The organism is Starkeya nomas (assembly GCF_902703545.1).
Lineage (GTDB): Bacteria > Pseudomonadota > Alphaproteobacteria > Rhizobiales > Xanthobacteraceae > Ancylobacter > Ancylobacter moscoviensis.
Genome location: NZ_CACSAS010000001.1, coordinates 4164928 through 4183143 on the forward strand (window position 1 = coordinate 4164928; position 18216 = coordinate 4183143).

Genomic DNA, 18216 nt, shown 5'->3' on the forward strand with positions numbered 1-18216 from the left:
CGATTCGTCGCGCTCCGCGCTGACGGCGCCGTGCCGCTATTCCGCCGCCTGACGGCGGACGCCGCGCACCGCTTCGGAAAGCTGGCTGACGAGGCGGGTGACGGCGGGGACCGTCGCCGGTGTCGCCCGGTCCTCGGCATCGAGGGTGGCGCGCAGCGCGTCGATCAGCGCCGAGCCGACCACGACGCCGTCCGCGCCGGCGGCGATGGCGGCGGCCTGCTCGGGCGTCTTCACGCCGAAGCCGACCGCGACCGGCAGCGCGGTGTGGCGCTTGATGCGCGACACCGCCTGTCCGACGAGGTTCGGATCGGGCGTCGCCGAGCCGGTGATGCCGGTGATGGAGACGTAGTAGACGAAGCCCGCCGTGTTCGCGAGCACCGCCGGCAGGCGCTTGTCGTCGGTGGTCGGCGTGGCGAGGCGGATGAAGTCGAGCCCGGCCAGCAGGGCCGGCAGGCACAGTTCGTTGTCCTCTTCCGGCGGCAGGTCGACGACGATGAGGCCGTCGACGCCGGCGCTCTTCGCGTCGACGAGGAAGCGGTCCACCCCGTAGATGTAGATCGGGTTGTAGTAGCCCATCAGGACGATCGGCGTGGCGGCGTCGCCCTCGCGGAAGGCGCGGACCATGTCCAGCGTCTTCCTCAGCGTCTGGCCGGCCTTGAGCGCGCGCAGCCCCGCCGCCTGGATCGCCGGGCCGTCGGCCATCGGGTCGGTGAAGGGCACGCCGAGCTCGATCACGTCGGCGCCCGCGGCCGGCAGGGCCTTCAGCAGCGCCAGCGAGGTCTCGAAATCGGGATCGCCGGCGGTGACGAAGGTCACCAGCGCCGCGCGCCCCTCGGTGGCGCAGGCGGCGAAGCGGGTTTCGATGCGGGTGCTCATATGCGGGTCCCCAGAATCTCGGCCACCTGCGGAATGTCCTTGTCGCCGCGGCCGGACAGGTTGACCACCATCAGGTGATCCTGCGGGAAGGTCGGCGCGAGCTCGGCGACCTTGGCCAGCGCGTGGGCCGGCTCCAGTGCCGGGATGATGCCTTCGAGCTTCGCCACCAGCTGGAAGGCTTCGAGCGCCTCCGCGTCGGTGGCGGAGATGTAGGTGGCGCGGCCGATGTCGTGCAGCCACGAATGCTCCGGCCCAATGCCGGGATAGTCGAGCCCGGCGGAGATGGAGTGCGCCTCGGCGATCTGGCCGTCGTCGTCCATCAGAAGATAGGTCCGGTTGCCGTGCAGCACGCCCGGCCGGCCGCCGGTGAGCGAGGCGGCATGCTCGCCGGTCGGTATGCCGTGGCCGGCGGCCTCGACGCCGTAGATCTTCACGCTGGGATCGTCGAGGAAGGGATGGAACAGGCCCATGGCGTTGGAGCCGCCGCCGATGCAGGCGACGAGGCTGTCCGGCAGGCGGCCCTCCGCCTCCAGCATCTGCGCGCGGGTCTCGACGCCGATCACGCTCTGGAAGTCGCGGACCATGGCCGGGTAGGGATGCGGGCCGGCGACCGTGCCGATGCAGTAGAAGGTGTCGTGCACGTTGGTCACCCAGTCGCGCAGCGCCTCGTTCATGGCGTCCTTGAGCGTCCTGGCGCCGGACTGCACCGGCACCACGGTGGCGCCGAGCATTTTCATGCGGAACACGTTGGGCGCCTGGCGGGCGACGTCGACGGCGCCCATGTAGACGACGCATTCCAGCCCGTAGCGCGCGCACAGCGTGGCGGTGGCGACGCCGTGCTGGCCGGCGCCGGTCTCGGCGATGATCCGCTTCTTGCCCATGCGGCGGGCGAGCAGGATCTGGCCGAGCACGTTGTTCACCTTGTGCGAGCCGGTGTGGTTCAGCTCCTCGCGCTTGAAATAGATCTTCGCGCCCAGCTTTTCGCCATTCTTGCCGGCCCCCGCGCCCTCGCGCAGGTGCTCCGTCAGCCGCTCGGCGAAATAGAGCGGGCTCGGCCGGCCGACATAGTGCTTCAGGCCGGCGTCCATTTCCGCCTTGTAGGCCGGGTCGGCCTTGGCCTCGTTATAGGCCGCCTCCAGATCGAGGATCAGCGGCATGAGCGTTTCGGCAACGAAACGACCGCCGAATATGCCGAAATGCCCGTTCTCGTCGGGGCCGGTGCGGAAGGAATTGGGAGCGTTCACGAGGGGCTCGTCTCTCTGGCGGATGATGTGTGCGCCGGCTTGTCGCCGGTCGAATGCTCGGACTCCGTCGCATCGGCCGCCCGCGCGGCACGCAGGAAGGCGGCGATGCGCGCGGGGTCCTTGATGCCGGGGGCGCGCTCGACCCCGGAGGATACGTCGATGCCGGGCGGGCGGACCCGCCGCACGGCCTCGCCGACATTGTCGGGATCGAGGCCGCCTGACAGCATGAAGGGGCGCGTCAGGTCAAGGCCGGCGAGGAGGTTCCAGTCGAAGGGCACGCCGTTGCCGCCGGGCAGGAGCGCGCCTTTCGGCGGCTTGGCGTCGAGCAGCAGCCGGTCGGCGACGTCGGCATAGGCGGAGAGTCGGGCGAGGTCGGCGGCGGTGGCGATGCCGATGGCCTTCATCACTGGCAGGCCGAACCGCGCGCGGACGGCGGCGACGCGCTCCGGGCTTTCCTTGCCGTGCAGCTGGAGCATGTCGGGACGAGCGGCGTCGACGATGGCTGCGAGCGTGGCGTCGTCCGCGTCGACGGTCAGGGCGACGATCTGCGCGCGCCCGCGCGCACGCGCCGCGAGCGCGGCGGCGGTGGCGGTGGCGAGATCGACATGGCGCGGGCTGGGGGTAAAGAACACCATGCCCACCATGTCGGCCCCCGCGCCGAGCGCCGCATCCAGCGTCTCGGGGGTGCTGAGCCCGCAGATTTTGATCTCAAGCGACAAGGCCGTCTCCTCGAACAGAGCCAACTAGCACGGAACGGTCCGCAGAGGCGAGTGGCGGCGCCTGCGGGGCCGCGGGCCGGGCGGGCAACCCGCGGCGGCGATCCGTGCGGCCCGGTAGGCGCTATCCCGTCACCTATTCGTGGAATGCGTGCGGCAACGGATGAATTTACCCCTTCCGTGACGACATTTCGCATGCTACTCACATTCATCTGTGAAATTATAGATTTCACGTCAGATTTACGAATATGGCATGGCGGCACCGACAGGCGCGCCGTGCCGCCACCCTGGAGAGTGTTTCATGCGCTTCTCGCGCCGCCTTTTCCTTGCTGCCGCCCTGGCGCCGTTCCTCGTCTCGGCCGCCGTGCCCGGCGCGCGCGCCGAGGAGCCGAACCAGATCCTCAACGCGTCCTACGACATCGCCCGCGAGCTGTTCGAGGCGGTGAACAAGACGTTCGAGCCGGCCGAGAAGGCCAAGATCGGCAAGGAGATCAAGGTCAACCAGAGCCACGCCGGCACGTCCAAGCAGGCGCGCTCGATCGTCGAGGGCCTCGAGGCCGACGTCGTGACCTTCAACCAGATCACCGACATCCAGTTCCTGGTCGACAAGGGCTTCGTCGCCAAGGACTGGCAGACCCGGCTGCCCAACGCCTCCTCGCCCTGGTACTCGTTCCCCGCCTTCCTCGTGCGCGAGGGCAACCCGAAGAACGTGAAGAACTGGGACGATCTCGTCCGCGATGACGTGAAGCTGGTCTTCCCGAACCCGAAGACCTCCGGCAATGCCCGCTACACCTACCTCGCCGCCTATGCCTTCGCGCTGGAGAAGTTCAACGGCGATGCGGCCAAGGCCGACGCCTTCGCCAAGAAGCTGCTCTCCAACGTCGTGGTGTTCGACACCGGCGGGCGCGGCGCCACCACCTCCTTCGTGGAGCGCGAGCAGGGTGACGTGCTGATCACCTTCGAGGCCGAGGTCATCAGCGTGAAGGACGCCTACAAGGACAAGAAATTCGAGGTCGTGGTGCCGCCGGTGAGCCTGCTCGCCGAGTTCCCCGTCGCGGTGGTCGACAAGGTGGTCGACAAGCGGGGCTCGCGCCAGATCGCCACCGACTACCTGACCTTCCTCTATTCGCCGGAAGGCCAGAAGGTCGCCGCCGAGGCCAACAACCGCGTCGTCGATCCCAAGGTCTCCGAGGAGTTCAAGGCCAAGTTCGCCCCCGTCCGCCTCGTGAAGGTCGAGGACGTGTTCGGCGGCTGGGCCAACGCCCAGAAGACCCACTTCGCCTCGGGCGGCAAGCTGGACGAACTGTTCGTCGCGCCGTGAGGCCGACGGTAGCCATCATCCCGGCCGCTCCTCTGGATCGACGTCATGCCCGGCCTTGAGCCGGGCATGCATGACTTCACCGCGCAAAGACGTGGATGGCCGGGCCAAGCCCGGCCATGACGGTCGGAACAGGCGAACCGTCGTCCGCTCTGGACATATCGGACATATTGCGCCATGGCCGGGTACCCCCGGCCATTTGCCTTTGCAGGAGCCGTCCGTTGAACCGAGTCATACCGGGCTTTCCCCTCTCGCTCGGCATCACCCTGTTCTATCTCAGCCTGATCGTGCTGCTGCCGCTCGGCGCCCTCATGTGGCAGGCGGTGGACGTCGGCTGGGAGCGCTATCTCGCCATCATGAGCGGGGTGCGCACACTGGCCGCCTTCCGCGTCACGCTGTCGACCGCCGCGCTCGCCACCCTGTTCAACGCCGTCTACGGACTGGCGCTGGCCTGGGTGCTGGTGCGCTACGAGTTTCCCGGCAAGCGGCTGCTGGACGCGCTGGTGGACGTGCCCTTCGCCCTGCCCACCGCCGTGGCCGGCCTCGCGCTGTCGGCGCTGTTCGTGAAGAACGGCTGGTTCGGCGCCCCGCTCGCCGCCATCGGCATCGATGTCGCCTACACGCCGCTCGGCATCGCCATCGCCATGGCCTTCACCTCCATCCCCTTCGTCGTGCGCACGGTGCAGCCGGTGCTGGAGGACCTCGCCACCGATGTGGAGGAGGCCGCGGCGACGCTCGGCGCCTCGGACCTGCGCATCTTCGCGCGCATCATCTTCCCGGCGATCTTCCCGGCCTTCCTGACCGGCGCGGCGATCGGCTTCGCGCGCTCGCTGGGCGAGTTCGGCGCCATCATCTTCATCGCCGGCAACCTGCCGCTTAAGACCGAGGTGGTCTCGCTGCTGACCTTCATCCGCATCGAGGAATATGACTACCCCGCCGCCGCCGCCATCGCGGCGACGCTGCTGGCGCTGGCCTTCACCATGCTGTTCATCGTCAACATGATCCAGCTCTGGCAGCAGCGGCGCATCGGGACGGGGGATTGAGCATGGCGCGCGAACCGCTTCCCCCGCCGAAAGCCCACCCGCCCCGGCGCATCCGCGTCGGCGACGGGCCGCTGGCGCGCACGCTGCTGATCGGCGGCGTGCTGCTGGTGACGCTGCTGGTGCTGGTGGCGCCGCTGGTGGCGATCTTCACCGAGGCGTTCCGGCAGGGCGCGGCGGCCTACGCTGCCGCCTTCGCCGCGCCGGACACGCGCTACGCCATCGGCCTGACCGTCTTCACCGCGCTGATCGTGGTGCCGATCAACATCGCCTTCGGCATCGCCGCGGCCTGGTGCATCGCCAAGTTCCGCTTCCCCGGCCGCAACCTGCTGGTGGCGCTGGTGGAGCTGCCCTTCTCCATCTCGCCGATCATCGCCGGCGTCGCCTATCTGTTCGTCTACGGCGCGCAGGGCCTGCTCGGGCCGTGGCTGGCCGAGCACGACATCAAGATCATGTTCGCGGTGCCGGCGATCATTCTGGCGAGCCTGTTCGTCACCGCCCCCTTCGTGGCGCGCGAACTGATCCCGCTGATGATCACGCAGGGCTCGGAGGAGGAGGAGGCGGCGGTGACGCTGGGGGCCGGTGGCTGGCGCATCCTGCGCCTCGTCACCCTGCCGAATGTGCGCTTCGCCCTGCTCTACGGCGCGGCGTTGTGCAATGCGCGGGTGATGGGCGAGTTCGGTGCGGTGTCGGTGGTCTCCGGCAACATACGCGGCCAGACCAACACGCTGCCGCTGCAGATCGAGCTGCTCTACCAGGACAACAACGCCGTCGCCGCCTTCGCGGTGGCGACCATCCTGACCGGCGTGGCGCTGGTCACCCTGATCGCCAAGGCGATCATCGAGCGGCTGGATGCGGCGCGGGTGAAGACGCAGGGCCGCCCGGGGCATTGAGAAGAATCGCAAGAGCGCGATCGCTCTGCTTCCTCTCCCCAATGGGGAGAGGAATGGTTCAAGGTCGCGTGCTCCTCAGCGCCTTCCACACCAGCTCGGCGGCGGCGAGGTCCTCGATGGCGGTGCCCACCGACTTGAAGAGGGTGATCTCCGCGTCCGAGCCGCGGCCCTTCGCCGTGCCGGCGGCGAGCTCGAACAGGTCGCCCTGAATGTCCTCCGGCGCCAACACGCCGCTGGCGAGCGGCACCACGATGTCGCCCGCCTCCTTGCCGGCGCCGGCGCGCGTGTCGACATAGACCCGCGCCCGGCGGATCGCCTCGTCGTCCGCCTCGCGCATGGAGGGGGTGAAGCCGCCGACGAGGTCGACGTGCTGGCCGGGCGCGAGATAGCGACCCTCGACCAGCGGCTGCGGCGAGAGCGTGGCGGAAGAGACGATGTCGGCGCCGGCGATGGCGTTTCCACGGTCCGCCTCGGCGCGGGCGTCGAAGCCTTCCGCGCGCAGCGTCTCGGCCAGCGCCTCGGCCTTGGCGAGGGTGCGGTTCCAGACGGTGATCTCGCGGATCGGCCGCACGCTGGCATGGGCACGCGCGAGATAGGGCGCCAGCGCCCCGGCGCCGATGATGGCGAGGCGGCTGGCATCCGCGCGCGCCAGATAGCGCGCCGCGAGAGCGGAGGCGCAGGCGGTGCGCCAGACGGTGAGGGCGCGGCCGTCCATCACCGCGAGCGGCTCGCCCGTGGCGCCGGAATTCAGGATGTAGAGGCCGGTGACGCTCTCGATGCCGCGCGCGCCGTTGCCGGGGAACACCGTGACCAGCTTGGTGCCGAGCACATCGTCCTCGGTGCCGTCGGCGGTCCAGGCGGGCATGAGCAGCAGCGTCGCCTCGCCATCCGGCCGGGGAAGGGCGTGGTGATGGCGCACCGGCACCGTGATGCGCCGGCGGAACGCCGCTTCCAGCGCGTCGATCAGGGCGGGAAAGGTGAGCAGACCGGCGATCTCGCCGGCCGAGACGAAACGCAAGTCGCTCATGTCAGGCGGCGCGCTGGTCGGAAAGGGCCGGCCGCGCAGTGGGTGCGGTCGTGGCGGCGCGCAGGGCTTCCGCCTCGGCATGGGCGTGACGCGCCTCGCGCGCGGAGTGGCGGGCGAGGCGACGGTAGCGTCCCTGGCCGAACCACATGGCCACGCCGCCGAGCACCACGCCGAGGATCATCGCGCCGGAGACCACGAGGAACAGCGGCACGTCGAGTGCCCAGCCCGCCGCTCCGGCGAACGGGTCCAGCACCAGTTCCACCGGATGGCGATTAGCCACGGCGAGCATGACGAGGCCCACCGAAACCGGCAGGACGATGAGGATCAGCAGCAGGCGACGCAGCAGCACGATCAATCCCTCGAGCGGCTCATTCCAGATCGACGCCGTCGTTCAGGCGCTCTCGCATTTCCTTGCCCGTCTTGAAATAGGGCACGGCCTTGCCGTCGACCGCCACATGCGCCCCGGTGCGCGGATTGCGGCCGGTGCGGGCTGGACGCGACTTGACCGAGAAGGCGCCGAAGCCGCGCAGCTCCACCCGGTCGCCACGCCCCAGCGCCGCGACGATCTCATCGAGAATCGCGTTCACGATGTTCTCGACATCGCGCTGATAAAGATGCGGATTGGCTTCCGCAATCCGCTGTACCAGTTCAGACTTGATCATCGACGCCCCGCCCCCCTTTTCGTTCGGCTCGTCGGAAACTGCAAAAAGGTCATATTTTGGAAGCCCTTGGCCCCGCTAGCCTCCGCGAGGGTGCCAGAGGGCCAGAAGACCGTCAAGGCGGGCCTGCGTCGCGGCCTCGCCGGCGGCGCCGATCACGAGCCTTGCCAGATCATCGAGCCCGATCAAGGACATGATCCGGATCGACAGGCCGTGCAGCCAGCCGAATTCGTCGCCCGCACGCCCGGTATGCCAATCGCGCACGGGCAGATCTTTCGACACGTCGCGCTCGCGGGCCAGCCAGTCGCGGGCGGTGCGCTCGTCGCCGATCTCGTCGACGAGGCGCAGCGGCAGCGCCTGATGGCCGGTGAAGACGCGCCCATCCGAGGCCTCCGCGAGCTTGTCGCCGGTGATCAGGCGCCGCTCGGAGACGAGGCCCTTGAACCAGTCATAGCTGTCCGCGACCAGCGAGCGCACCGCGGCGCGGGCGTCCTCGGTCGGCGGGTCGAACATGTTCGGCGCGGCCTTGAGCGGGCTCGACTTGATCTCCTCATAGGAGATGCCGACCGTCTTCATCAGCTCCGCGAAATTGGGGAACTGGAAGATCACGCCGATCGAGCCGACCAGCGCGTTGCGCGGCGCGACGATGTGGTCGGCGCCGAGCGCGGCGATATAGGCGCCCGAGGCCGCCATGCCGTCGACCACGGCGACGATGGGCTTCTTCTCGGCGAGGCGGCGCAGCCCGTCATAGAGGGCGGCCGAGCCGACCACCGTGCCACCGGGGCTGTCGATTGAGAGGATCACCGCCCGCGCGCCGGAGCGCCCGATGGATTCGAGCAGCTCCAGCCGCTCGCGCTCGTTGCGGATGATGCCGCCGATGGTGACGCGCGCCACGTGCGGCGAGGAGCGCGGCAGCAGCGCGCCGTCGCTCCACCAGGCGAAGGCGGCGAGCCCACCCACGAGCACGACCAGCAGGGCGAGGACGCGCCAGAAGGCGAGCTTGCGCCGCAGCCGGCGGCGCGCAAGCACCTCGTCGACGTCCAGAGCGCTGGCGGCCATTCCGATCTCCCGTTTCGCAACAAGGGGTAGCCGCCGGGGGCGACAGGCGCAAGGGAGGCGAGGTTGTGGGCGGGAATGGAAGGGGTGGCGTGGCTAGCCGCCGTGTCTTTCCAGGAAGTCCTCGACCGACAGGGCGCGGAAGTCCTCCAGCGCGGTCCGCAGGCGCGCATGGTCCCAGTCCCACCAGCCGAGCGCCCGCAGGCGTTCGCCGATGGCGGGCGCGAATCGCGGCCTTATCGGGCGCGCCGGCACCCCGGCGACGATCGTGTAGGCCGGCACGTCCTTCGTCACCACGGTGCCGGCCGCCACCACCGCCCCGTCGCCGATGCTCCGGCCGGGCAGCACGATGGCGCCGTGGCCGATCCACACGTCGTGGCCGATGGTGACGCCATGCGAGCGGCGCCAGGCGAAGAACGCCGTCTCGTCCTGCGCGTCGTCGAAATAGGCGGAGGCGCGGTAGGTGAAGTGCGACTGGCTGGCGCGCTCCATCGGGTGGTTGCCCGGGTTGATGCGGGTCATCGCGGCGATGGAGGTGAACTTGCCGATGCGCGCATAGGCGATGTCGGAATCGTTGACCACGTAGGAATAGTCGCCGAGCTCGACCTCATGGAGCCTCGTGCGCGCCCCGACCTCGGTGTAGCGCCCGAGCGTCGCCTCTGTCACCTCGGCGGTGGGATCGACGGTCGGGGTGGGGCCGAGCCTCGTCATCGCTCAGCTCCCGAAGGGGAAGCGGGCGACGAGCCGGAACGGCCCGGCCTCCTGCCGGTAGAGCGCGATCTCGCGCACGATGAGCGGGCCGTCGGCGCCGCTCATGGCGAAATGCTCGGCGAGTTCGGCTTCGGCGAGCGTGCGCTCGTCATCGTCGAGCGAGCCCGTGAGCGTCATGTGGAAGCGGAAGTCTTCCAGCACATAGGGATAGCCCCAGCGCGCCAGATAGTCCTGCTGGCGCGGCGTGAGCGGCGCGCGCAGGCGCTTCTCCCGCTCGGTCTCGCTCATCGGCGCGCGGAAATCGTCGAAGGCGGCGACCGCGCCGGCCGCCAGCCGGTCCAGCGCCGCGCTCGGTACGGCGAGGCGCAGGGCGAGGAAACGGCCGATGGTGTTGAGCGTCACCCCGGCGCAGGCGAATCCCGCCCGGTCCTTGGCGAAGCGGGCACACACCGCGCGCAGCTCCGTCTCGGTGCGGCCGGCGGCGAGGCGGAAGGGGGCCTTCAGCGTGCCGTGGAAGCCATAGCGGCGCGGCTCGGCGGTGATCTCGTGCCAGCGCGTGGCGTCGAAGCGCTTGAGTTCGGGAAGCGGGGGAGCCTCGCCCGTCTCCGCGTCATAGCCGAGGACAGCGGAGCCGAAACGCCAGAGCGGGCTCTGCGCGGGCGGCGCGAAATAGATCGCGTAGCGGGGCTCGGCCGGCTTCGTGGCCGCCGCAGTGGCGGTGCCCGGGGACATGGCGGCGGACATCAGAAGACGCGCCGGCCGGCGAGGAGCACCTCGCCCACCACCGGCGTGTCCTCGGCGAGGCGGAAGGAGACGAGGTCGGCGCGCAGCCCCTCGGCCAGCCGGCCGCGATCGTCGAGGCCGGCGAGCCGGGCCGGGGCGGCAGTGACCAGGGCGAGCGCCGCGGGGATGGAGAGGCCCGCCGTGCGGGTCAGGGCGAGGGCGGCCTGCAGCAGGCTCGCCGGCACATAGTCCGAGGCGAGCGCGTCGAGCAGCCCTTCTGCCGCGAGGTCCCGCATGGACACGCCGCCCGAATGCGAGCCGCCGCGCACCACGTTGGGGGCGCCGCCGATGGTGGCGAGGTTCGATTGCCTCGCCGCGCGGGCGGCTTCGAGGGTGGTGGGGAACTCGGAGATGGTGCAGCCGGCCTCCACCGCCTCGCGCACATGGTCGGGCGTCGTGTCGTCGTGGCTCGCCAGCACGATGCCGGAGGAGGAGAACAGCGCGACCATCTTGTCGTAATTGCCGGCCACGGCGCCCCTGGCGCGTTCGATGCGGTCGGCGACCTCGGCGTCGATGTCCGCCCCGCCCTTGCCGATGCCGGTGAGATAGACCTTCAGGTGCTCGACATTGCGCCACTGGCGTGTGCCGGGCGTGTGGTCCATCAGCGAGGCGAGGGCGAGGTTCGGGCGGCCCAGCGCCGCGTCTACCAGTTCCGGCAGGGTCCGGTCGGTCAGCTCGCAGCGCAGGTGGATACGGTGGTCGACGCGGAACAGGCCGCGCGTCGTGCCTTCTTCCACCGCGTCGAGCATCACCTCGTAGAGCGCGCGGCGATCCGCCTTGGCCTGGTCGAAGCCGCCGGCGCAGATGGCGTCGTAGACGGTGGTGACGCCCGAGGCGGCCATCTGCCCGTCATGCGCCAGCGCGGCGGCGCGCGCGTCCGGCCAGATGACCTTGGGACGTGGAATGAAATGACCTTCCAGCGCGTCGGTGTGCAGGTCGATCAGGCCGGGCGCGAGATAGGCGCCCTCGCAATCGACCGCGCCAGGAGCGTGCGAGCGCCCCTCGTCGATGGCGCGGATCCGGCCGCTCTCGTGAACGAGCGTGCCGTCGATCACGCGGTCTTCGAGGATGAGCCGGGCATTGGTGAGAATCGCTTCCATGGCCGCGCGTCTCGCATGTTGATGTGACCTTTCCGTGAAGGCCGTCCGTGACGTTCGGGCCCCTGCGTCACACGCGGCGCCGATCTGCCGTCACACGCCGCGTGCACCGCCGTCCGAGCGCGGGTCGTGTGCGCCTTCCAGCCCCGCGCGGCCCGGATGCAGGATCACCGCGCCCGCATGGCCCATCATGTCGGAGAACGGTTCGGCGAGGATCTCGACATCGTGCCCGGCGCCGGCGAGCTGTTCGGCTAGGCCACCGTCGAAGGCGCCTTCCACGCGCAGGTTCACCGTGTCCGAGCCCCAGGTCCGCCCCAGCACCCAGCGCGGCCGGGCAATCGCCTCGCCGAGTGGCACGCCGAACATGGCGTAGCGGCTCATCACCGCCGCGTTGGTCTGCGGCTGGCCCTCGCCGCCCATGGTGCCGAAGGCGATGAAGCGCCCGTCGGGCAGCAGCGCCATGCCGGGGTTGAGCGTGTGGAACGGGCGGCGGCCGGGTTGCAGCGGGTTCCTGGCGCGCGGGTCGAGTGAGAAGGAGGTGCCGCGATTCTGCATCAGCACGCCCGTCGACGGCAGCACCAGCCCCGAGCCGAACTCCCAGTAGATCGACTGGATGTAGGAGACGCAGACGCCGTTTTTGTCGGCCGCGCCGAGCCAGACCGTGTCGCCGCGCGCCGCCTTGTGCGGCCAGGGCAGAGCGCGGCGCGGATCGATGGCCGCGGCCTCGCGGGCGAGGGCGGCCGGGGTGAGGAAGGCGGCGGGATCGTGGGTGAGATGGTCGAAATCCGTCACCACGCGGTCACGCACCAGAAAGGCGCGCTTGGTCGCCTCGATCAGCCCGTGAATGTGGGCGAAGCCTTCCGGCTGCGCCACGCCGAGCCGGTCGAAGAGAGAGAGGATCATCAGCGTCGCCAGGCCCTGGGTGGGCGGCGGCGAGGACCACAGCTCCATATTGGCGAGCTTCACCCGCAGGGGATCGCGCGTCACCGCGCGGTAGGATTCGAGATCGGCGCGCGTCACCGGGCTGCCGGCCCGCTCCAGGTCGGCGGCGATCTCGCGGCCGACATCGCCGCGATAGAAATCCTCGAGGCCGGCGCCGGCCAGATGCTCCAGCGTATCGGCGAGGCGCTCGTTGCGCTTCACCGTGCCGACAGCCGGCGCCGTGCCGTCGGGTTCCAGGAAGATGTCCCGGAAGCCGGGCACGTCCGCCAGCTCCGCGCGCTTCTCCACGGTCAGGCGATGCTGCGAGCCGGACACCGGGACGCCCGCCCTGGCATGGCCGATGGCGGGCTCCAGCAGCCGGCGGACCGGCATCCTGCCGCCGAAGGCACGGGCGGCCTCGTGCGCCAGCATCCAGCCGCCGACCTGTCCCGGCAGGGTGAGCGCGGCGAGCGGGCCGCGCGCGGGAATCACGTCGAAGCCCCGGTCGCGGTAGAAGGGAACGGTCGCCTTTGCGCCGGCGAAGCCCGCCGCCTCGATGTAGCTGACGCGCCCGGCCGGGTCGCGGATGAGCCAGAAGCCGTCGCCGCCCATATGCGTCATGTGCGGGTAGACCACGGCGATGGCCGCCGCCGCCGCGAGCGCCGCCTCGACCGCGTTGCCGCCTTCCTCCAGCACGGCGCGCCCGGCTTCGGTCGCCAGCCAATGGGGGGTTGCGACCATGCCGGAGCCGGCACGCGCGCTCTCATGAACGAAACCGTGAACCACCGTCGAACTCCGCCTGACGCCGGGCAACTTGACCCGCGCGGCCGGGCATAGCAGTTTGCGCCCCGCCAAATAAGACGGAAGAAAGAGATGACCACGGGCCGACGCATTCGCTGGGACCATGTCAGCACGGTGGTGAGCGCCGCCATCCTGCTGGGCGCCGAGCTCATTGGCGCCGGCCTCGCCGCCGGCTGGGCCATCGCCGCCCTGTTCGACGCGAACTGGGTGTGGGAGCTGATCTTCGAGGGCGCCTTCGGCCTGCTCGCCGTCTACGGCATCTATCGCTTCGTGGTGAAGGCGAAGTCGGTCGAGCCTTTCGTCGAGGGCTGAGCGCGCCGAATCGGCGCCGCCGCCGGCGCTTTCGTTGCCGTCATCATGGCCGGGCTCGCCCGGCCATTTTCACGTGGCGGGCGGATCACCCGAATTTCAACGCCGGTGCCGCTCCGGCGGGCCGTGGCCATGCAAACCGAAGCGTGGCAGGGCCTCTTAGTCGGCTTGACTTTCGCAGGCCGGAAATGCCGCATTTTCGCGCCCGCCGATTTTGCGGGCGCATACGAAAAATCCCGCAAAAGCCGCTTGCATATGACGGCGGAAATCCATACATCGCGTCTCGCCCAATTTCGCACGTGCCTGTGGTCGCGTGCCGATCGGCGGAAGTCCGGACAAGAGGCCGGAAAATCGCCAAGAAGATCGGTAGCCGGAGGCGAAACCGGCGCACTCCGCTCTCAGCGGGGAACGTGACTTGAAGCAACGACGTAGCGGGCTTTTTTGGTCTCGGTCGGCCCTCCAAAGGTCGGCGACACTGAAGAGGCACTACTTCTTGCCGGGCGTGCGGTAGGGGTCTCCCTCACCAAGCGAAGGCATCGAACGGACGCGGCGCTCTCCACATGCGCTCGGCGAACGATTTCGTGCCACGGCTCCATTCCATCCGGCCAATCGGCAACAACCGTGCGGTCGGCGAACGGATGCGCATTCTCGCCACGGGCGCGGCACACTGCTGCCGCGGGCGGGTGTTCGCATCTCCATGGGTCGAAGCTTTCGGGTCGATGGGGGATATGCCATGACCGACCGTATCCGCGAATTCCTGCGCAATCGACGTGAGGATGGTCCCTGCGTCGTGGTCGATCTCGACGTCGTGCGCGCCAATTATGCCGCCTTTGCCCGGGCGCTGCCGGACACCCGCGTCTTCTACGCGGTGAAGGCCAACCCGGACGCGGCGATCCTCAATGCGCTGGCCGAGATGGGCTCGTGCTTCGATTGCGCCTCGGTCGCCGAGATCATGATGGTGCTCGCCACCGGCGCGGGCGCCGAGCGCATCTCCTTCGGCAACACCATCAAGAAGGAGCGCGATGTGGCGCGCGCCTTCGAGCTGGGCGTGCGCCTGTTCGCCGTCGACAGCGCGGAAGAGGTCGAGAAGATCGCCCGCGTCGCCGCCGGCGCGAAGGTGTTCTGCCGCATCCTGTGCGACGGCGCCGGCGCCGAATGGCCGCTCTCGCGCAAGTTCGGCTGCGAGCCGGAAATGGCGGTCGACGTGCTTGAGCACGCGTACCGGCTGGGCCTGGAGCCGCACGGCGTCTCCTTCCATGTCGGCTCGCAGCAGAAGAACGTCGAGGCCTGGGATTCGGCGCTGGCTTCCGCGTCGGCGATCTTCCGCGCCTGCGCGGAGCGCGGCTTCACCCTGTCGCTGGTCAATCTGGGCGGCGGCTTCCCGGCGAAGTACCTGCAGGACGTGCCGGCCGCCGAGGCCTATGGCGAGGCGATCTTCCGCGCCCTGTCCCGTCACTTCGGCAACGCGATCCCGCAGACCATCATCGAGCCGGGCCGCGGCATGGTCGGCGCGGCCGGCCTGATCGAGGCCGAGGTCGTGCTGATCTCGAAGAAGTCCGAGGACGATCCGGTGCGCTGGGTCTATCTCGACATCGGCAAGTTCGGCGGCCTCGCCGAGACGATGGACGAGGCGATCCGCTACCCCATCCGCACGCCGCGCGACGGCGACGCGGTGGAGCCCTGCGTGCTGGCCGGCCCGACCTGCGATTCGGCCGACGTGCTCTACGAGAAGACCCCGGTCCTGCTGCCGGTGTCGCTCGCCATCGGCGACAAGGTGCTCATCGAAGCGACCGGCGCCTACACCACCACCTATTCGGCGGTGGCGTTCAACGGCTTCGACCCGCTCCGGTCCTATGTGATCTGAGCGAGCCGGACTCCGGCTTTCCGCCCGACAGACTGAACCGACGTTCCCTGTTCCTCTTTTTCCCGGCCGCGCCGGGTTTTTGAGGCTGCCAATGCTTGCCACCACCGCCCCCGTCATCTCGCTCGAGACCGACGCCGACATCGCCCAGCGCGAGGCTCTGCTCGACCTCGCCTTCGGCCGCGCCGCGCGCCTCGCCAAGACGTCCGAACGTCTGCGCGAGGGCCGCCGGCCGGCCGACGGGCTCGCCTTCGCCGCGCACGGCCCGGACGGGCGCGTGGTCGCGACCCTGCGCCTGTGGCACGTCGCGGCCGGTCCCGGCCGCCCGGCGCTGCTGCTCGGGCCGCTGGCGGTCCACCCCTGGTTCCGCGATCGCGGGCTCGGCGGCGCGATGATGACGACGGCGATCTGCGAGGCGACCCGGCTCGGCCACGGTGCCATCCTGCTCGTCGGCGACGCGCCCTATTACGCCCGCTTCGGCTTCGACGCCGCGCTGACCGAGGGACTGTGGCTGCCCGGCTCCTTCGACCGCAGCCGCTTCCTCGGGCTGGAGCTGGTTTCCGGTGCGCTTGCGGGCGCGCGCGGCCTCGTCAGCCCGACCGGCGCGCCGGTCGACCTGCCGAGCCTCGGCGAACTGGTGGCGCAGGCGGAGCCGGAGATGAAGCGCTCGGCGTGAGCGGGGCCATATCGCCGGCACCTGTCTGCTAGAACAACGTCATGGCCGGGCTTGACCCGGCCACCCATGTCTTTGGCGGTCGTTGAAGGCGTGGACGCCCGGGTTAGGCCCGGGCGTGACGTTCGCCTGTCGGGGGAGCGAGCCTCAGCCCACGCTCAATTCCACCGGTATATTGCCCCGCGTCGCCTTGGAGTAGGGGCACATCTGGTGCGCCGCCTCCAGTACCTCCTTGGTCTCCTGCGCGGTGAGCGCCGGCGCCTTGAGCGAGATCTTCGCGGCGAGGCTGTAGCCGCTGTCGCCCTTTACCAGCGAGACCGCGACGGTGACGGCGGCGCCGGTGACGTCGATCTTCTTCTGATGGGCGACCGCCTCGACGGCGGAGCCGAAGCACGCGGCGTAGCCGGTGGCGAACAGATGCTCCGGCGTCGTCTTGCCGGCGTCGAGCACGCCGTTCTTCGGCATGCCGAGATCGACGGAGACCGAGCCGTCGCTGGTCTGCGAGTGGCCGTTGCGGCCGCCGACCGCGGTGGCGGTGCCGGTGAAGAGGACGGTATCGGTCATGACATTCTCCTGGGAAGGATGGGGGGCTCCTAACATGGTGCGGCGGTCGCAGCGGGCAACCGGCGGAGCGGCCAGCGGTTGCGCAAGCGCATGCCGTTGTTCATGTTCCCGTTTCGTTTCTTTTCCCTTGCCCCGGATCGCCGCAGGGCTTACCTCTCGCTTCGACCCGCCCGGTGCTGCCGGGCCTTCTCCCGTTCAGGAGCGCGCCCATGCCGATCGCGATCCTTGAGGAACGCGCCGTCGTCCGCATCGCCGGTGCCGACGCGGCGCATTTCCTCGACAATCTGCTCACCTCCCGTACGCCCGCGCCAGGCGCAGCGCGCTACGCCGCGCTGCTCTCGCCGCAAGGCAAGATCGTCGCCGACATGATCGTGCTGGCGACCGAAGGCGGCTTCCGCCTGGACACGCCGCGCGCCGTCGTCGCCGATCTCCTCAAGCGGCTGCAGCTCTACCGGCTGCGGGCGAAGGTGGAGATCGGCGTGCTCGACGATCTCGCCGTCGCGGTGGCCTGGGGTGGAGCGAGACCGCTGGTCGACACGCTCGCCTATGACGATCCGCGCCTGCCGGCGCTGGGCCGGCGCTTCCTGCTGCCGGCCGCCGAGGCGGCGCAGATCAACATGGTGCCGGAAGCGCAATGGCACGCCCACCGCATCGCCCTCGGCGTGCCGGAAGGCGGGCAGGATTTCCTCTATGGCGACGCCTTCCCGCACGAGGCGGACATGGACCAGCTCGGCGGCATCGATTTCGACAAGGGCTGCTATGTCGGCCAGGAGATCGTCAGCCGCATGCAGCACCGTGGCACGGCGCGCACGCGCATCATCCCCTTCGTCCTGTGCGGCCCGGCGCCGGCGGAAGGCACGCCGGTCACCGCCGGCGGCAAGAGCATCGGCCGCATCGGTTCCGGCGTGAACGGGCGCGCCCTCGCGCTCGTCCGTCTCGACCGGCTGGAGGACGCCCGCGCCGGCGGGCATGTGGTCGAGGCGGACGGCGCCGCCCTGGTGCCGGAGCGCCCCGGCTGGGCGCGCTTCCCCATTCCCGGCACGGAGAGCGTGGCGTGAAGGAGAAGCGGGCGCGATGAAGGTGCACGAGCACGCCGACGGCATCACGCGCTGCGCGTGGTGCGGCACCGACCCGCTCTATGTCGCCTATCACGACACCGAGTGGGGCGTGCCCGAACATGACGACCGGGCGCTGTTCGAGAAGCTCATCCTCGACGGCTTCCAGGCCGGGCTCGCCTGGATCACCATCCTGCGCAAGCGCGAGGGATTCCGCGCCGCCTTCGACGGCTTCCGGCCGGAGATCGTTGCTCGTTACGGACCCGAAAAGATCGAGGCGCTGATGCAGGACGCCGGCATCGTGCGCAACCGCGCCAAGATCGAATCGACCGTGCGGTCGGCGCAGGTCTGGCTCGACATCATGGAGCGCGGGCCCGGCTTCTCGAAGCTGCTCTGGGACATCAACGGCCCGGTGCTGGACAATCGACGCCAGCCGGGGGAGCCGGCTCCCGTCACCTCGCCGGTGGCGGTGGCGATGTCGAAGGAGTTGAAGTCGCGCGGCTTCAACTTTGTCGGGCCGACCATCGTCTACGCGTTCATGCAGGCCGTGGGCATGGTGGACGACCACGCCGTCACCTGCCACCGCCACGGCAAGAGGTCATGAGGGCATCG

20 protein-coding genes are annotated in these 18216 nt (G+C 69.9%); 8 read left to right on the plus strand and 12 right to left on the minus strand.

Translation table 11 applies throughout. The features are described 5' to 3' along the window. Positions 1-36 precede the first annotated feature (36 nt). The 3 genes from trpA to STARVERO_RS19670 are packed head-to-tail and all read right to left on the minus strand — an operon-like array spanning position 37 to position 2839. Positions 37-876, minus strand: a complete 840-nt coding sequence (gene trpA / locus STARVERO_RS19660; RefSeq protein ID WP_159600967.1) for a tryptophan synthase subunit alpha — start codon at positions 874-876, stop codon at positions 37-39. After that, positions 873-2120, minus strand: coding sequence for a tryptophan synthase subunit beta (gene trpB / locus STARVERO_RS19665; protein ID WP_159600969.1), 1248 nt, complete (start codon positions 2118-2120; stop codon positions 873-875). The genes trpA and trpB overlap by 4 nt, the downstream gene beginning before the upstream one ends. Continuing rightward, the gene (locus STARVERO_RS19670; protein WP_159600971.1) at positions 2117-2839 is read right to left on the minus strand and encodes a phosphoribosylanthranilate isomerase; all 723 of its coding nucleotides are present in this window, start codon (positions 2837-2839) and stop codon (positions 2117-2119) included. Before STARVERO_RS19670 ends, trpB begins: the two co-directional genes overlap by 4 nt. Positions 2840-3137: 298 nt before the next feature. On the opposite strand from STARVERO_RS19670, the gene cysP reads away from it, so the two are divergent. The 3 genes from cysP to cysW all read left to right on the plus strand — a co-directional run bounded on the left by cysP (position 3138) and on the right by cysW (position 6087). Then, complete coding sequence (gene cysP, locus STARVERO_RS19675) at positions 3138-4157, plus strand: thiosulfate ABC transporter substrate-binding protein CysP (RefSeq protein WP_159600973.1); 1020 nt, start codon at positions 3138-3140, stop codon at positions 4155-4157. 218 nt (positions 4158-4375) lie between these two features. Further along, positions 4376-5197 carry a sulfate ABC transporter permease subunit CysT gene (cysT, locus tag STARVERO_RS19680; RefSeq protein WP_159600975.1) on the plus strand — a complete coding sequence of 274 codons (822 nt, stop codon included), beginning with the start codon at positions 4376-4378 and terminating at the stop codon, positions 5195-5197. Between the two features lie 2 nt (positions 5198-5199). After that, positions 5200-6087, plus strand: a complete 888-nt coding sequence (cysW, locus tag STARVERO_RS19685) for a sulfate ABC transporter permease subunit CysW (RefSeq protein WP_159600977.1) — start codon at positions 5200-5202, stop codon at positions 6085-6087. 58 nt (positions 6088-6145) lie between these two features. Here the strand turns inward: cysW and lhpI are convergent, their stop codons facing one another. From lhpI to STARVERO_RS19725, 8 genes are all read right to left on the minus strand, one after another. Then, positions 6146-7114, minus strand: coding sequence for a bifunctional Delta(1)-pyrroline-2-carboxylate/Delta(1)-piperideine-2-carboxylate reductase (lhpI, locus tag STARVERO_RS19690; RefSeq protein WP_159600979.1), 969 nt, complete (start codon positions 7112-7114; stop codon positions 6146-6148). 1 nt (position 7115) lies between these two features. Continuing rightward, positions 7116-7463, minus strand: a complete 348-nt coding sequence (locus STARVERO_RS19695) for a LapA family protein (protein WP_244616833.1) — start codon at positions 7461-7463, stop codon at positions 7116-7118. Positions 7464-7482: 19 nt separating this feature from the next. Continuing rightward, positions 7483-7776 carry an integration host factor subunit beta gene (gene ihfB, locus STARVERO_RS19700; protein ID WP_144341473.1) on the minus strand — a complete coding sequence of 98 codons (294 nt, stop codon included), beginning with the start codon at positions 7774-7776 and terminating at the stop codon, positions 7483-7485. A gap of 75 nt (positions 7777-7851) precedes the next feature. Next, a complete protein-coding gene (sppA, locus tag STARVERO_RS19705; protein ID WP_159600981.1) occupies positions 7852-8832 on the minus strand; it encodes a signal peptide peptidase SppA in 981 nt (326 codons plus the stop codon). Between the two features lie 93 nt (positions 8833-8925). After that, complete coding sequence (locus tag STARVERO_RS19710) at positions 8926-9540, minus strand: DapH/DapD/GlmU-related protein (RefSeq protein ID WP_159600983.1); 615 nt, start codon at positions 9538-9540, stop codon at positions 8926-8928. A 3-nt stretch (positions 9541-9543) separates the two neighbouring features. Continuing rightward, the gene (locus STARVERO_RS19715; protein WP_244616834.1) at positions 9544-10272 is read right to left on the minus strand and encodes a DUF1045 domain-containing protein; all 729 of its coding nucleotides are present in this window, start codon (positions 10270-10272) and stop codon (positions 9544-9546) included. Positions 10273-10283: 11 nt separating this feature from the next. After that, positions 10284-11423 (minus strand): alpha-D-ribose 1-methylphosphonate 5-triphosphate diphosphatase, encoded by a 1140-nt coding sequence (locus STARVERO_RS19720; protein WP_159600985.1) that lies wholly within the window; start codon positions 11421-11423, stop codon positions 10284-10286. Between the two features lie 90 nt (positions 11424-11513). Next, positions 11514-13127 (minus strand): gamma-glutamyltransferase family protein, encoded by a 1614-nt coding sequence (locus STARVERO_RS19725; RefSeq protein WP_159600987.1) that lies wholly within the window; start codon positions 13125-13127, stop codon positions 11514-11516. An 87-nt stretch (positions 13128-13214) separates the two neighbouring features. Here STARVERO_RS19725 and STARVERO_RS19730 point away from each other — a divergent pair, with 87 nt between their 5' ends. The 3 genes from STARVERO_RS19730 to STARVERO_RS19740 all read left to right on the plus strand — a co-directional run bounded on the left by STARVERO_RS19730 (position 13215) and on the right by STARVERO_RS19740 (position 15988). After that, the gene (locus tag STARVERO_RS19730; protein WP_144341479.1) at positions 13215-13454 is read left to right on the plus strand and encodes a hypothetical protein; all 240 of its coding nucleotides are present in this window, start codon (positions 13215-13217) and stop codon (positions 13452-13454) included. A 730-nt stretch (positions 13455-14184) separates the two neighbouring features. Then, positions 14185-15315, plus strand: a complete 1131-nt coding sequence (locus STARVERO_RS19735) for a type III PLP-dependent enzyme (protein WP_159600989.1) — start codon at positions 14185-14187, stop codon at positions 15313-15315. 91 nt (positions 15316-15406) lie between these two features. Continuing rightward, entirely contained in the window at positions 15407-15988 is a 582-nt protein-coding gene (locus STARVERO_RS19740) for a GNAT family N-acetyltransferase (RefSeq protein WP_159600991.1), read from the plus strand. Between the two features lie 144 nt (positions 15989-16132). On the opposite strand, the gene STARVERO_RS19745 is transcribed toward STARVERO_RS19740, so the two are convergent. Beyond that, positions 16133-16549 (minus strand): Ohr family peroxiredoxin, encoded by a 417-nt coding sequence (locus STARVERO_RS19745; RefSeq protein WP_159600993.1) that lies wholly within the window; start codon positions 16547-16549, stop codon positions 16133-16135. 209 nt (positions 16550-16758) lie between these two features. Here STARVERO_RS19745 and ygfZ point away from each other — a divergent pair, with 209 nt between their 5' ends. Both ygfZ and STARVERO_RS19755 read left to right on the plus strand, forming a co-directional pair. Then, positions 16759-17607, plus strand: coding sequence for a CAF17-like 4Fe-4S cluster assembly/insertion protein YgfZ (gene ygfZ / locus STARVERO_RS19750; protein WP_159600995.1), 849 nt, complete (start codon positions 16759-16761; stop codon positions 17605-17607). Positions 17608-17623: 16 nt separating this feature from the next. Beyond that, positions 17624-18208, plus strand: coding sequence for a DNA-3-methyladenine glycosylase I (locus tag STARVERO_RS19755; RefSeq protein WP_159600997.1), 585 nt, complete (start codon positions 17624-17626; stop codon positions 18206-18208). The last annotated feature ends 8 nt before the right edge of the window (positions 18209-18216 follow it).